12 protein-coding genes are annotated in these 13,858 nt (G+C 74.3%); 5 read left to right on the top strand and 7 right to left on the bottom strand.

Annotation, left to right across the window (positions count from 1 at the left end):
- Nucleotides 1-67 precede the first annotated feature (67 nt).
- Nucleotides 68-688: an L-threonylcarbamoyladenylate synthase gene (locus AB0E77_RS29675; RefSeq protein ID WP_361576580.1), complete on the bottom strand. Its 621-nt coding sequence runs from the start codon at nt 686-688 to the stop codon at nt 68-70.
- Nucleotides 689-973: 285 nt separating this feature from the next.
- Here AB0E77_RS29675 and AB0E77_RS29670 point away from each other — a divergent pair, with 285 nt between their 5' ends.
- Complete coding sequence (locus tag AB0E77_RS29670) at nt 974-2,503, top strand: helix-turn-helix domain-containing protein (protein WP_361576578.1); 1,530 nt, start codon at nt 974-976, stop codon at nt 2,501-2,503.
- 146 nt (nt 2,504-2,649) lie between these two features.
- On the opposite strand, the gene AB0E77_RS29665 is transcribed toward AB0E77_RS29670, so the two are convergent.
- The 3 genes from AB0E77_RS29665 to AB0E77_RS29655 form a co-directional block, all read right to left on the bottom strand.
- Nucleotides 2,650-3,690, bottom strand: a complete 1,041-nt coding sequence (locus AB0E77_RS29665) for an NAD(P)-dependent alcohol dehydrogenase (protein ID WP_361576575.1) — start codon at nt 3,688-3,690, stop codon at nt 2,650-2,652.
- Between the two features lie 100 nt (nt 3,691-3,790).
- Nucleotides 3,791-4,582, bottom strand: coding sequence for an SDR family NAD(P)-dependent oxidoreductase (locus tag AB0E77_RS29660; protein ID WP_361576572.1), 792 nt, complete (start codon nt 4,580-4,582; stop codon nt 3,791-3,793).
- A gap of 7 nt (nt 4,583-4,589) precedes the next feature.
- The gene (locus AB0E77_RS29655; RefSeq protein ID WP_361576569.1) at nt 4,590-5,264 is read right to left on the bottom strand and encodes a TetR family transcriptional regulator; all 675 of its coding nucleotides are present in this window, start codon (nt 5,262-5,264) and stop codon (nt 4,590-4,592) included.
- 336 nt (nt 5,265-5,600) lie between these two features.
- On the opposite strand from AB0E77_RS29655, the gene AB0E77_RS29650 reads away from it, so the two are divergent.
- Nucleotides 5,601-7,259, top strand: a complete 1,659-nt coding sequence (locus tag AB0E77_RS29650) for a catalase (RefSeq protein WP_361576566.1) — start codon at nt 5,601-5,603, stop codon at nt 7,257-7,259.
- A 36-nt stretch (nt 7,260-7,295) separates the two neighbouring features.
- On the opposite strand, the gene AB0E77_RS29645 is transcribed toward AB0E77_RS29650, so the two are convergent.
- On the bottom strand, nt 7,296-8,177 hold the full coding sequence (locus AB0E77_RS29645) for a fructosamine kinase family protein (RefSeq protein WP_361576563.1): 882 nt from the start codon (nt 8,175-8,177) through the stop codon (nt 7,296-7,298).
- 91 nt (nt 8,178-8,268) lie between these two features.
- On the opposite strand from AB0E77_RS29645, the gene AB0E77_RS29640 reads away from it, so the two are divergent.
- Complete coding sequence (locus AB0E77_RS29640) at nt 8,269-8,592, top strand: hypothetical protein (RefSeq protein ID WP_189229270.1); 324 nt, start codon at nt 8,269-8,271, stop codon at nt 8,590-8,592.
- A 24-nt stretch (nt 8,593-8,616) separates the two neighbouring features.
- On the opposite strand, the gene AB0E77_RS29635 is transcribed toward AB0E77_RS29640, so the two are convergent.
- The gene (locus tag AB0E77_RS29635) at nt 8,617-9,894 is read right to left on the bottom strand and encodes an arsenic transporter (RefSeq protein WP_361576669.1); all 1,278 of its coding nucleotides are present in this window, start codon (nt 9,892-9,894) and stop codon (nt 8,617-8,619) included.
- A 252-nt stretch (nt 9,895-10,146) separates the two neighbouring features.
- Here AB0E77_RS29635 and AB0E77_RS29630 point away from each other — a divergent pair, with 252 nt between their 5' ends.
- A complete protein-coding gene (locus tag AB0E77_RS29630) occupies nt 10,147-10,674 on the top strand; it encodes a hypothetical protein (protein ID WP_361576560.1) in 528 nt (175 codons plus the stop codon).
- Between the two features lie 358 nt (nt 10,675-11,032).
- On the opposite strand, the gene AB0E77_RS29625 is transcribed toward AB0E77_RS29630, so the two are convergent.
- Complete coding sequence (locus tag AB0E77_RS29625; RefSeq protein ID WP_361576557.1) at nt 11,033-12,385, bottom strand: MFS transporter; 1,353 nt, start codon at nt 12,383-12,385, stop codon at nt 11,033-11,035.
- A 396-nt stretch (nt 12,386-12,781) separates the two neighbouring features.
- Between AB0E77_RS29625 and AB0E77_RS29620 the strand changes: the two genes are divergently transcribed.
- A complete protein-coding gene (locus AB0E77_RS29620) occupies nt 12,782-13,777 on the top strand; it encodes an NAD-dependent epimerase/dehydratase family protein (protein ID WP_361576554.1) in 996 nt (331 codons plus the stop codon).
- Nucleotides 13,778-13,858 lie beyond the last annotated feature (81 nt).

Genomic DNA, 13,858 nt, shown 5'->3' with positions numbered 1-13,858 from the left:
ATCATGGCCATCGTGGCACGCCGGTCCACGGGTACGGCGCCCGCCCCCGGGACCCGCGTCCGGCCCGCTACTCGAACCGCGTCGTGTCGCCGGCGCCCCGGCGCACGATCTCCGCCTCGCCGCCGGAGAAGTCGACGACCGTCGTCGGCTCGGTGCCGCACTCCCCGGAGTCGATCACCGCGTCCACGACGTGGTCGAGCCGGTCCTTGATCTCCCAGCCCTGCGTCATCGGCTCGTCCTCGTCGGGCAGCAGAAGGGTGCTGGACAGCAGCGGCTCACCGATCTCGGCCAGCAGCGCCTGCGTGACGACGTGGTCGGGGATGCGCACGCCGACCGTCTTCTTCTTCGGGTGCTGGAGCATGCGCGGCACCTCCCTCGTCGCGGGCAGGATGAAGGTGTAACTGCCCGGGGTCGATGCCTTGATCGCCCGGAACACGTCGTTGTCGATCTGCACGAACTGGCCGAGCTGCGCGAAGTCCTGGCACACCAGCGTGAAGTGGTGCCGGTTGTCCAGGTGCCGGATCGACCGGATGCGGTCGGTCCCGTCGCGGGTGCCCAGCAGGCAGCCCAGCGCGTAACAGGAGTCCGTGGGATACGCGATCAGCGCGCCCGCGCGGAGACTGTCGGCGACCTGGGCGATGCTGCGCGGCTGGGGGTTGTCGGGGTGCACGTCGAAGTACTTCGCCATTCACCGAGCTTATGCCGCCCCGGCGCCCGGGCCGGGCAGACCCGGTCGACACCACCGCACAGCGCCGGCGCGTCCGCGGCGTACGCCGGTGGCGACCGGGCCTGTGCCGGGATGACCGGGCCCGCCCCCCGGGGGGCCTTGTCGGAGGTCGTGGAACCGTAGCTCCGCAGGTGAGGGGCCGAGCGCCGCCCTGGCCCCGGCCTGCACGCACGACGAGGTCGGCGGGCATGCGGTAACGTCCCTGACCTGGGCCGAAGGCGAGTCGAGGACGAGGAGAAGGCGGACGTGGCGGGCCGCGAGGACGGGACACGGCAGCGGAACGCGAGGACCGGCGGGCCCGCGGGGTGGGCGGAGGAACTCCTGGACCACCTGCGGCCGGCCGCCCGCGACGTACGCCGGGTCGTGGCCTGGCTCGCCGGAGCCGTGGACGCCACCGTGACGCTGCAGGACGGCACCGGCGGCCTCCTGGCCGGCACCCCCGCTCCGCTGGACGCATACCTCGTAGCGGACATCACCGGCGGCCGGATGGCCTCCGCCGCCATCGAGGACCGGGGCCGCCATCTGCGACTGGTCCGGGTGGAGCGGGCCCGCCCTGCCCCGGCCGGCGTCCTCGCAGTGGCCCGCGACCGCCCGTTCGACCGGCGGGCCGCCGACATCGTCACCCACACCGCCCAGGTGGTGGAACTCCTGCTGACGGAGCACGAGTCCACCGTCGCCGGACGGCGGCTGCGGCGGGCCACCGCCGACCTGCGCCTGGCCATCCTGCAACTGCTGATGGTCGAGGACACCGTCTCCGCGCGCCGCGTCGCCGCCGGCCTCTGGCCCGGCCTCCTCGACACCGACACGGCGTGCGTCTACGTCATGGAGAGCGTCCCCGAGGAACGCGACCGCCTCGCCGAGGAGTGCCTGTCGGCGACGGGGGAGACAGCCCTGGTGGTGCGCTGCCCCGCCATGGACGGGCACGTCATCGTCCTGACGCCCCGAGAGGCGGCCGGCGAGGCGCTGCGGTCGCTCGTCGGCCGCACCGACGGCGTCTTCCTCGGCGGCAGCGCCCGGCAGAACCTCGCCCGCACCGCCCTCGCGTACGGGCAGGCCGTGAGCGCCCTGGCCGTGGCCCGGTTCCGTCCCGGGAAGGCGGCCGTGTACGCCGAACGGACCCGCCCCGAGCGCCTGATGGACCCGGCCGCCCTGGCGGACTGGACGGCCCGCGTGCTGCGCCCGCTCGACGGCCTGCCGCACCACACCCGTGCCGAACTGCTCGCCACCACCCGCCTCGGGCTGGAGTTCACCGCAGTCAGCACGGCCAAGGTCCTCGGCGTCAGCCGCAACACGGTCCGCGCCCGCATGGACCGCGTCGAGGGCCTGCTGCACACCGACTTCACCGATCTGACCGTCCGCGCCACCGTCCACCTCGCGCTGAACGCGCAAGCCGCCCTCGACGCCGGGCCCGACGAGAACCCGGCCGGGCCCGGCCGGGCGTGCCTCGACGACCTGCTCGCCGGGCCCGCGCTGCGCACCTGGGCCGGTGACCTGCTCGGCCGGCTGGATCACGACGCGCGCGACGTCCGCCGTACCCTGCGCACCTGGATCGCCGTCGGCGGCAACGCCGAGCGGGCCGCCCGGCGGCTCGGCGTCCACGCCCAGACCGTGCGCGAACACGTGCGCAGCGCGGAGCCCGTCCTGGAGCGCCAGCTGCTCGCCGCCGGCAGCGACCTGTACGAGGTGGTGCTGGCCCATCTGGCCCTGGGCGACCTCGAACGGCCGAGCCTGCACGGGACGAAACCGGGTCATCCGGACTCACCTGTGCACGGGTGAGTCCTCCGGGCCCGGCAGCGGGCACCGAGACGATTCACAACCGGCCGACCGTCCACGTAGGTTCGACGGGCCGCGGGGGCACGACCGGAACGGGGGACCGGTCGCGCCCCCTGCTGCCGTTCCCCCCAACCGGACGGCCGTCCCGGTCAGCCGTGCGGGAGGATCACCGCGCGCCCGTCGACCAGACCCGAGTGCAGCCGCTCGTAGGCGAGCGGGGCGTCGTCCAGGGAGTACGTCTCGGTGTGCACCGACACGGCACCCGAACGGGCCAGGTTCAGCACCTCGATCAGCTCACCGCGGCTGCCCCAGTAGGGCGCGTTGACCGACACCTCGAAGGGCAGCGTCCCGAACCCGACGGGAAGCGACCCGCCACCGATGCCGACCAGCGTGACGTCGGCCTCGACGGCCGCGACGGCCCCGGCGGTCCGCACGGTCGGCGCCGCCCCGACGAAGTCGAACACGGCCTCGGCGCCGAGCCCGCCGGTCAGCTCGCGCACCACGTCCGCCGCCTTCGCGTCGGACAGGACCGCCTCGTGTGCGCCCACCTCACGGGCCAGGCGCAGCTTGTCCTCGCTGACGTCGAGGGCGACGACCCGGGCGGCGGTCAGGGCGCGCAGCAGCTGGATGGCGACGTGGCCGAGGCCGCCGGCCCCGATGACCACCGCCGTCGAGCCGGGGACCAGCTTGGGCAGCGACCGCTTGATCGCGTGGTACGGCGTGAGTCCGGCGTCCGTCAGCGGCACCGCCGCGACCGGGTCGAGGCCGTCCAGCGGGACCAGGTGCCGCGGATCGTCGATCAAAAGGTACTCGGCCATCGAGCCCGGGCGGCCGAGGCCCGGCGGACGGATGCCCAGCTCGTCGGCGCGCAGGCAGTAGTTCTCCTTGCCCTCCGCGCACTTGGCGCAGGTGCCGCAGCCCCAGGGGCCGTACACGGCGACCTCGTCGCCCTCCGCCACGCCCGTCACCCCGGCGCCCAGCGCGGCGACCGTCCCGACGCCCTCGTGGCCGAGGGTGAGCGGCAGCTCGTACGGGAAGCCCTCGGCGGGCCAGCTCATCACCGCGATGTCGGAGTGGCACACCCCGGCGGCGGTCACCTTCAGCAGCACCTGGCCGGGGCCGGGCTCGGGGTCGGGAACGGTGACCACCTCGGGCGGCGCCCCGATGGTGCGGTACTGCAGTGCCTTCATGATCGAACTCCTTTGTCCTGCCCCCGCGACTTCCCCCCGGTGAGTCCCCCCTGTTCTCCCGCGTGACGCCCTCTGCGACGTCCCCCGTGCGCCGCCGGGCTCAGACGGCGGTGTAGGCGCCGTCCACCAGGTGGTAGCTGCCGGCGACGAACGACGCCCGGTCCGACAGCAGGAAGGCGATCAGCTCCGCGACCTCCTCGGAGCGCCCGAGACGTCCGGCCGGGTGCAGGGCGACCAGGCCGTTGTGGGCGGCCTCGTCCATGGTCTTCAGCAGCGGGGTCTCGATGAAGCCGGGGCCGACCGCGTTGACCCGGATCCCCTGGGCCGCGTACTCGGCGGCGGCGGCCTTGGTCAGACCGACCACGCCGTGCTTGGCGGCCACGTAGGCGGGGGAGCCGGCGAAGGCGACGGAACCGAGGATGGAGGCGACGTTGACGATGGCGCCGCCTCGGCCGGCGGCCTGCATGACGGGCAGTTCGTAGCGCATCGAGTAGAACACGCCGTCGAGGTTGGTGCGCACGACGCGCTGGTAGGCCTCGATGTCGTACTCGCCGGTCGGGGCGCTCGGGCCGCCGATGCCGGCGTTGTTCACGGCCAGGTCCAGGCCGCCGAAGGTGTCGACGGTGAAGCGGACGGCGGTCTCGACGGACTCCGGGCGGGTCACGTCCAGTTCGACGGCGGCGGCGCGTATGCCCTCCGCCGCCAGGGCCGCGGCGGCCTTCTCCGCGCCCTCGGCGTTGTGGTCGGCGATGACGACGTTCGCCCCGCCCGTGCCCAGGCGGCGGGCGGTGGCCAGGCCGATGCCGGAGGCGGCGCCGGTGACGAGGGCGGCGCGGCCGGCGAACTCGGCGGTGTGGCCGCCGGCTGCGGGGGTGATGCGGGTGTCGCTCATGGTGTTCTCACTCTTCGGTGGTGCTGTCGGGGGCCGCGGCCGCGGCCTCCGAGGTCAGGGCGTCGTAGGCCTGCTCCACGAGGGCGGCGAGGTCCGCGGCTCCCGGGTCCTCCCCGCTCCCGCGCGCCCACTGGCGCAGGGCGGCGACGAGGACGCCGGCGGCGGCGTCGACGATCGCGGCCGGGCGCACGTCCCGGGCGTCGTCGATGCCGAGCCGGCCGGCGACGATCCGGACCGACTCCTCCTGGGCGTCGACGCGGATGCGCTGGTAGGCGGCGAACAGGTCGGGCTCGCTGTCCACCAGGGACAGCAGCCGGCGCATCCGGGGGCGCACGTGCCAGGCCGGGTCCTCCCGGTCGGCCAGCCAGGCGCACACCGCCCTGCGGTACGCGAGCAGGGGCGGCTCGTCGGCCGGGCGGAGGCGCAGCAGTGCGTTGATGCGGTCGCCGTCACGGCGCACGAAGTCGAGCGCGGCATCCTCCTTGCCGGCGAAGTGCCGGCTGAACGTGCGGCGGGTGACGTCCGCCCGCTCGGCGATGGCCTCCACGGTGGTCCCCGCCGTCCCCTGTTCCAGGATCAGGTCGCAGGCGGCGGTGGCCAGCGCGTCGCGGGTCCGCCGCGCCTTGCGCTGGCGCCGGTCCTCGGGGGCGGACGCGGGGGTCGGGGGCTTCGCTGCCTTCATGTCTGCGAGCGTACACCTGGAATGTCCCAATGAGACATGTGGCTCGCTGGGACACGTGTCGCGGTGGGACGTGGGAGGGGTGGGGTGGGTGCGGTGGGGTGGGGTGGGGTCTCGGTGGGGCGCATGGTGTGTGGGGTGCGTGCGATGGGGGGATCCGTGGGCTCGCTCGGTCGCACCGGTCCGCACGACACCGCAGTCGAAGCCACGCAAACTGGGGTGTGACGGACACCGTGCGCCCGGGTACCCGGGCCGCCCCCATGTGCGCGGCCGACGGCCGCCTCGCTGCTCAGGGCCGCGCGCCCGACGGCGGCCACGAGTCGAAGGAGCCCGCGAACCATGACGGACGTATCGAGCCAGGGTCCCGCACCGGGCGACGACCGGAAGGTGCTCACCAACCGGCAGGGACACCCCGTCTACGACAACCAGAACCAGCGCACGGTCGGCGCGCGCGGCCCCGCCACCCTGGAGAACTACCAGTTCCTGGAGAAGATCAGCCACTTCGACCGGGAGCGCATCCCCGAGCGCGTCGTGCACGCCCGCGGCGTCACCGCGTACGGGTACTTCGAGGCCTACGGAGCCTGGGGCGACGAGCCCATCGACCGCTTCACCCGGGCTAAGCTGTTCCAGGAGCGCGGCAAGCGCACCGACGTCGCCGTCCGCTTCTCCACCGTCATCGGCGGACGCGACTCCGCGGAGACCGCCCGTGACCCCCGCGGCTTCGCCGTGAAGTTCTACACCGAGGACGGCAACTGGGACCTCGTCGGCAACAACCTGGCCGTCTTCTTCATCCGCGACGCGATCAAGTTCCCGGACGTCATCCACGCCCTCAAGCCGGACCCGGTGACGTTCGAACAGCAGCCCCGGCGCATCTTCGACTTCATGTCGCAGACGCCGGAGTGCATGCACATGCTCGTCAACCTGTTCAGCCCGCGCGGCATCCCTGCGGACTACCGCCACCAGCAGGGCTTCGGCGTCAACACCTACAAGTGGGTCGACGCGGCGGGCGAGACGAAGCTCGTCAAGTACCACTGGATGCCCAAGCAGGGCGTGCGCAGCATGACCGAGGAGGACGCGGCCAACGTGCAGGCCCAGGACCTCGGCCACGCCACCAAGGACCTCTACGACGCCGTCACACGCGGCGACTACCCCGAGTGGGAGCTGCTCGTCCAGATGATGGACGACAACGACCACCCGGAGCTCGACTTCGACCCGCTCGACGACACCAAGGTCTGGCCCGAGCAGCAGTTCCCGGCGAAGCCGGTCGGCCGGATGGTGCTCGACCGGATGCCGGAGAACTACTTCGCCGAGAACGAGCAGATCTCCTTCGGCACCGGTGTCCTCGTCGACGGCCTGGACTTCTCCGACGACAAGATGCTCGTCGGCCGCACCTTCTCCTACAGCGACACCCAGCGCCACCGGGTCGGCCCGAACTACCTCCAACTGCCGGTGAACCAGGCCAAGAACGCGCCGGTGCGCACCAACCAGCGCGACGGCCAGATGACGTACCACGTCGACGGCGGCGGCGAGAACCCGATCGTCAACTACGAGCCGTCGGTCCTCGGCGGCCTCCGCGAGGGCCAGCACCCGACGCACGACGAGCAGGGCCCGGAGATCCACGGCCGGCTCACCCGCAAGCGGATCCCGCGCACCAACGACTACCTGCAGGCCGGGCAGCGCTATCTGCTGCTGGAGGAGTGGGAGCGCGACGACCTCGTGGCCAACTTCGTCAACCTCCTCTCCCAGTGCGACCGGCCGGTGCAGGAGCGCATGGTGTGGCACTTCCTGATGGTCGAGAACGACCTCGGCCTGCGGGTCGGCGAGGGCATCGGCATCAGCCCGCAGGACGTCCGGCACCTGGAGCCGCTGGCGAGCCAGGACCTCACCGACGAGGACCGCGAGCGCCTGGCCAACCTCGGCAAGAACCCGCCGCGGAACGTGGAGGGCCTGACGATGACCCACTGCGTCCCGAACGAACGGCACGTCGTGACCCGCTGACGACGCGCCCGTTCACCGCACGGGCCGCCCCGGCTCTCACCCGGCCAGGGCAGCCCGTGCCGTGGAGACGGCCTGCTCGGCGTAGCCGCGGCCGAACAGGACGGCGTGCACCAGCAGCGGGTAGAGCTGGTGCACGCCGACGCGGGCGGCCCAGCCGTCGGCGAGCGGCGCCGCCTGCCGGTACGCGTCCGTGATCCGCTCCAGGTGCGGGCAGCCGAACAGGCGCAGCATCGCCAGATCGGTCTCCCGGTGTCCGCCGTGCGCGGCCGGATCGATGAGCCGGACGTGCCCGTCGGCACCCCACAGCACGTTGCCGTTCCACAGGTCGCCGTGCAGGCGCGCGGGCTGCTCGGCGGGCCCCGCCAGCTCGGGCAGCCGCTCGCACACCCGCTCCACGTGGACCGCCTCCGCGGCCTCCACCGTGCCCGCGTCGACCGCGCGGCGCAGATACGGCAGCACCCGGTGCCCGGCGTACCACCGCGGCCAGTCGTCCCCCGTGACGTTCCGCATCGGGGCGAGGCCGATGTACGCCTCCACCGGCCCGCCCGGCGGGGGCGACCCGAACGCGGGCGCCCCCGCGGCGTGCAGGGCCGCCAGCTCCCGGCCGAACCCGGCCGCCGCCTCCTCGGTCGGCGGCCCCTGCTCGACCCGGTCCGTGACCAGCCAGTCGGCGTCGTCGCCGTGCACCTGCGGGACCCGGACGCCGCCCGCGCTGCCCGCGTCGGCCAGCCAGCGCAGCCCCGCGGCCTCCGCCCGCGCGGCACCCGTGCCCTCGCCGCGCTTGACCATCACCGTGCGCCCGTCGTCGAGGGTCACCTCGGTGAGCGCCCCGGACAAGCGGCGTTCACCGGTGACGGTTCGGCCGGTGAACAGGGTGGCCGCGGCCGATGGCGAGGGTGCGGAAGGCGCGGGAGACATGGCGGTCAGACTACGGCCGGGCGCCGCCGACCCGGTGAAAAACGCGCACGGCGCCGAGGGAAGACCCCGGGAGCGGGGGAGCAGTGGGACTATGACCAGTTCAGCGTTCCATCGCACCATCGTCCTGCCGGCTCCCGTGTGCGAACAGGCCGCCCAGCATCTCGAGCACGCCGTCCAGAAGGCCATCGACGGCGCCGCGACCCCCTGGCGCGCGTTCCGCGGGGCCGACGGCGACGACTTCGCGTTCTCCGTCCCCGTGGTCGAGCAGGCCGCCGGCTGCCTGCTGGTGCTCGCCGCCGAGAGCGCCCAGAGCCTGCGGCCCTCCGCCCTGCGCGCCCTGATCACCGTGGCCCTGCATCTGCGGGACGCCGCCGAGGCGGTACGGCGGCCCACCCTCACCGGCGGAGCGTGGTGACCGCGGACGCGGTGCCGGGACGAGTCACGCTCCGACGAGGCGCAGCATGGCCCACAGCGCGACCGTCGAGACGGCCAGCGTGGCCGGGACGGTGAGCAGGCCGAGCCGGGTGAACCGGCCGAGGTCCGCCTCGACGCCGTGCCGGTGCAGGACGCGCCGCCACAGCAGGGTGGCGAGCGAGCCGACGTAGGTCAGGTTGGGGCCCAGGTTCACGCCGATCAGCACGGCGAGGACGGGGCCCGGACCGGCGGGTGCGGTGAGGGGCAGCAGGGCCAGGACGGCGGGCAGGTTGTTGATGAGGTTGGCCAGTACGGCGGCCACCGTCGCCACGCCCAGCAGTGCCGTGAGCGAGTCTCCCTCGGGCAGCAGGTGCCGCAGGCCCGTGGCCAGGCCGCCCGCCACGACGCCCTGTACGACGACGCCGAGGGCCAGCACGAACAGACAGAACAACGGGGCGGCGGCGCCCACCAGCTCCCGGGGCGTGACATGCCGCCGGGACAGCGCCCGCAGGCCGAGCACCAGGACCCCGGCCAGCGCGGCCCAGGCGGGGTCCAGGCCGGCGGGGGAGGACACGGCGAACCCGGCGAGGGTCAGGGCGAGGACGACGAGGGTGAACCGGGGGACGACGGGATCCGGCGTCGCGGGGCGTGGCGTGGGATGACGCGCGGGGTCGGGCCGGTCGGCGAGGTCGGCTCGGAAGAAGCGGCGGAAGACGACGTACTCGACGGCGATCGCGGCCAGCCAGGGCAGCGACATCAGCGTGGCGAACCGGGTGAAGCTCAGCCCGCTGGCCGTGAAGGCCAGCAGATTGGTGAGGTTCGAGACCGGCAGCAGCAGGGACGCCGAGTTGGACAGGTGCGCCGTGGCGTAGACGTGCGGGCGGGCCCGGACGCCCGACCTCGCGGCGGTGGCGAGGACGACGGGGGTGAGCAGGACGACGGTGGCGTCCAGACTGAGCACGGCCGTGACCGCGGCCGCGACCGCGAACACGCCCGTCAGCATCCGGCGGGGACTGTCGCCGCACCGGCGGGCCACCGCGGCGCCCACGGCCTCGAACAGGCCCTCCTTCGCGCACAGGTACGCCAGCATCAGGACGAGGGCGAGGAAGCCGACGACCGGGAGCAGCGTACGGGTCTGTTCCCAGGCCTCGTGCGGCGTGACGAGGCCGAGCGCCACGGCCAGCGCCGCGGCGGGCACGGCGGCCGTGGCCTCCGGAAGGCCCCGGGGCCGCAGCACGGCGAAGGCCAGGACGGCGAGCAGCAGGGCGACCGAGAGGGCCTCGGGGACGAGGGCGGTACTCAGGGGGTTCTCCTCCGCACCAGAAGCCGGGCGGGCACCCGGTGATCGGCAGGGTCCAAGGATGGCACCTCCGGGCGGGGGCCGGTCGCCTCCGGCCGGCGGTGCCGGGCCGGGTGTGTCCGAGGCCACGCCGTGGAGGCGGTCCGGGCCATGTCGCGTGCGGCCGGCCGCGGGCTACGGTGTGCGCGGGTTTCCGTGCTCCACGTGACGGCCGGAGTCCCTGTCCCCTCGGCAAGCAGTTCGGACGGTCCGGCAGTGCAAGCAGATCTCTCCCCCGTGATCGCGGCGACCACCCAGTGGCTCACGTGCGCCTATCCGGCGTCCGGCGGCGCGCTGGCCTCCGCTCTGTGCGAGGCGCAGGCGCGGCAGGCGGTGACGGTCGCGGCGCGGCTGCGTTATCCCACGACGATGGACGCCGCGCTGATGGCCGTCTCGGGGCCGGGCGGCTCCGCCCGCCTCGACTGGATCACCGGCGCGGACGGTACGGCGGCGGTGGACCTGGAGGAGTACGCCTGGCGGACCTGGGTGGACGAGGTCGTCACGAGCTGGGCGGCCTGTCTGCTGACCGACCCGGAGCTGGCTGCCCTCGCCGTGGCGGCACTCGCCGAGGCCGGCCCGGCCGCCGGGACGCCGGCCGAGTTCCGCCGGCTGCTCGAGCCCGACGAACGCGACCGACGGGCGGCCGCACTGCTGCGCCACCCCGACCTGCTCGCGACCGTGGCCGAACTGCACCTGGACCAACTCCTCGACCGCCTCGGGCCGGGGCAGGAACTGGTCGCCTGAGCGGCGGTGGCGCCGTGCGCGGTGCCTGCGGCGGCCTGTGCGGGTTCGGTGGGGGTGCGTGTAGCGCGTTCGGTCCGGTGGTGGGTCGGGGCCGCGCCGGGGGGTGTCCGTCCTCGGAACGGCGCGAAATCGGTTACCTGGCAGCAGGCGGGGCGTTGACGCGCCAACCGCTGCGGGCGGACACCCCCCGACACGGCCCCTTCTCGCCGTACGCGGCTGTCCGCCGTCCCCCACCGCCCCGGCTGCGCGCAGCCGCGCCGCCGTCCTGGCTGCGGGCAGCCGCCGTGCCGTCGTAGCTGCGGGCAGTCGTGCCTCCCCCAGTGCCTGAACGGCCTGGGAGGTAGCGTCGCCCACAGGGTCAGGCCGCTGTGCCCAGGGCCGGCGTCGGCGTCGCGGTGGCGTCCGCCACCGTCTGCACCGCCCGTGCGGGCCTTCGGCCGTGCAGCACATATCCCGCCCCGATGGTCCCCGCGATGATCAGCCCGCCCGCCATCAGTGCCCCCCGCGCCCCGGCCAGCTCCATCAGCAGGCCCAGCGCCGGCGGCCCGCCGAGGCTCCACACCGTGCCGACGCTGCCCCACACCCCGAGCACCCGGCCCCGCAGATGCGCGGGCGGGTCGGTCTGCAGGACCGCCGTTCCCGCCGTGTCGGAGACGGACTCCACCACCGCCATCGGCAGCACCATCACCAGCAGGACGGCCACCGACGGCGACAGCCCGGCCACCACCTGCAGCAGACCGCCCGCTGCCGCCAGCGCGCCCACGACCCGCACGGAGGGCCGGCGCAGCCGGGCGCCCAGGACCGCGCCGATGATGCCGCCGACCGCCAGGACCGTGGAGACCGTGCCGAAGGAGCCGGCGCCGCCCGCGAGCGGCCCGGTGACGAGCACGGCCAGCGTGAGCTGGTAGTTGCGCCCGAAGACGGCGCTGACCCCGGTCACGCCCGCCAACGCCAGCAGGCGGGGGCGGCGTACGAAGAAGCGCAGGCCCTCGCGCACGCTCATGCCGCTGTCCGCGGTACGCCGGCCGCGCGCCGTGCGCACCGCCGCCCCCGCCGACCGGACGGCCCCGCGGGCCGGGCGGAGGAAGGGGATGACCGACGCCACGAACAGGAACGACAGCCCGTTCGCGGCGTACGCGGCGGCCGTGCCGAGGAAGCCGACCGTCACACCGGCGAGCGCGGCCCCCGTCAGGCGGCCCGCCTGGTGCACCAGCGCACCCACCCCGATGGCGGACGGAACGTCCTCGACCGGGACCAGGTCGTTGCCCAGCAGCGAACACGCCGGGCCGTCGACGGTGGCGATGACGCCGGTGACGGCGGCCAGCACCATCAGTGAGGTGATGTCGAGGCGGTCCAGCGCCACCAGCAGGGCCGTCACGAACGCCACCGCGCCGAGCAGCGCCTGGCTGACCGCGGCGGTCAGCTTGCGCGGCCAGCGGTCGACGGCCGCGCCGCCGAACACGCTGATCAGCAGTGCGGGCGCGGCCTGCACCGACATGGACAGGCCCGTCGCGGCCGCGGAGCCGGTGATCTGCAGGACCAGCAGGTTCTGCACCGTGAGCTGCATCCACGTACCGGCGTTCGACACGAAGTTCGCCACGGACCACCAGCGCATGCTGCGGTGCCGCAGGGAACGCCACGGCGAGCGGGACGCGGACTCGGAGGGAGGCGGAGCGGAGGCCGTCAGGGCTGAGGCAGGAGAGGAAGACACAGTGCGCCACTCGAGGACGAGTCATAAGACCCGGAAGGGACAGGACACGGGAGCGAGAACGCCGGCTGCACTGCGCGGCCACTCCGATGAGCCGGGACACGGCGCCGACCATCGTGGCAGACGGGGTGGGCGAGTCGATGCCGGACGACCCTGCGACGCCGCATCTGCGGACACCAAGTCAGCTCCGCTGCGCATTACTTGGTGGCGCGAGTGTGGTTGATCACAGGGAGCGGGGTGGGCGAGCGGGTGCCGGTGGAGGCGTGACCGCTGCCACAGCCGGTGCTTCCGGGGAAGGGGAGCGGTAGGCGTCAGGTTACGGAAGCCACTCGGTGGGGCACTCGGGGCGCGCTCGTCACGCGTACCGCCGGCGCAGCGCCGGGGAAGGACGGTCTCCTCATGATGCCGATGGCGGCCTTCACCCCGTACGACAGGGCCCGCGCGCCGTGGGACCGGGTCCTGGTGACCGGCGGTGCCGGATTCCTGGGCTCCCACCTCTGCACCCGGCTGCTCGATTCGGGTGCCGATGTCGACTGCCTGGACGACCTGTCCACGGGGCGGGCCGAGAAGGTGGCCCATCTGGCCGGCCGCCCCGGGTTCCGCTTCCTGGAGCGGGACGTCTCCGAGCCCGGTTGCGCGGAGGCCCTCACCGGGCCGTACGACCTGGTCCTCCATCTGGCGGGGCCCGCGTCGCCCGCCGCCTGGCCGGAGCGGCCGGACGAACTGCTGGACGCCGGCAGCCTCGGCACCCGTACCGCGCTGGGCGTCGCGGCACGGGACGGGGCCCGGTTCCTGCTCGCCTCGTCGCCGCCCGACCCGGGGCGCGGCGCCGACCCGGTCGGTCCGCACAGCGCCTGGGCCGAGGCCGTACGGTTCGCCGAGGCCCTGGTCACCGCGCACGCGGGCGCCCACGGCTCGAACGCGGGGATCGTGCGCCTGTTCACCGGCTACGGTCCCGGTATGCGGACCGACGACGGCGGCATGCCGGCCGCCTTCATCGAGCAGGCGCTGGCCGGGCAGCCGGTCGTCGTCGCCGGGGACGGCGGCCTCACGCACCCCCTGTGCTACGTCGACGACATGGTCGACGGCATCCTGCTGGTCGCGGCCGGGCGTTCGGTGCGGCCCGTGGACCTGGGCGGCGACGAGGAACCGACGGCCGTGGAGATCGCGCGGCGCGTGATCGACCTGACCGGCTCCGACTCGCCGCTCGTCTTCGCCGACGCACCGGTCGACCGGCCCCCGCCGCCCCGCCCGGTCACCGGCTTCGCCCGGGAGATCTTCGGCTGGCTGCCGGGCGTGACCTGGCAGGACGGCCTGGAGCGCACCGTCGCCGCGTTCCGCGACCGGCCCGAACCCGTACCCACGGTGACGAGGGAGCGCGCGGGGGAGTGGTGAGTGACGCGAGCAGTCAGCGGAAGGGGCCGCGGGGAGACCCGGCCCCCACCGGCCGCAGAACGCCGGGGGCCCCCCGCCGAA

Origin of the sequence: Streptomyces sp. NPDC032940 (genome assembly GCF_040636935.1) — a bacterium.
GTDB lineage: Bacteria > Actinomycetota > Actinomycetes > Streptomycetales > Streptomycetaceae > Streptomyces.
Note: the sequence above shows the minus strand (reverse complement) of the source record. Positions and strands in the feature narration are given on the sequence as shown.

What these genes read in the sequence shown, in the direction of transcription:
- AB0E77_RS29675 (WP_361576580.1), bottom strand. Translation starts at nt 688, where the DNA reads ATGGCGAAGTACTTCGACGTGCACCCCGACAACCCCCAGCCGCGCAGC.
- AB0E77_RS29665 (WP_361576575.1), bottom strand. Translation starts at nt 3,690, where the DNA reads ATGAAGGCACTGCAGTACCGCACCATCGGGGCGCCGCCCGAGGTGGTC.
- AB0E77_RS29660 (WP_361576572.1), bottom strand. Translation starts at nt 4,582, where the DNA reads ATGAGCGACACCCGCATCACCCCCGCAGCCGGCGGCCACACCGCCGAG.
- AB0E77_RS29655 (WP_361576569.1), bottom strand. Translation starts at nt 5,264, where the DNA reads ATGAAGGCAGCGAAGCCCCCGACCCCCGCGTCCGCCCCCGAGGACCGG.
- AB0E77_RS29650 (WP_361576566.1), top strand. Translation starts at nt 5,601, where the DNA reads ATGACGGACGTATCGAGCCAGGGTCCCGCACCGGGCGACGACCGGAAG.
- AB0E77_RS29645 (WP_361576563.1), bottom strand. Translation starts at nt 8,177, where the DNA reads ATGTCTCCCGCGCCTTCCGCACCCTCGCCATCGGCCGCGGCCACCCTG.
- AB0E77_RS29640 (WP_189229270.1), top strand. Translation starts at nt 8,269, where the DNA reads ATGACCAGTTCAGCGTTCCATCGCACCATCGTCCTGCCGGCTCCCGTG.
- AB0E77_RS29620 (WP_361576554.1), top strand. Translation starts at nt 12,782, where the DNA reads ATGATGCCGATGGCGGCCTTCACCCCGTACGACAGGGCCCGCGCGCCG.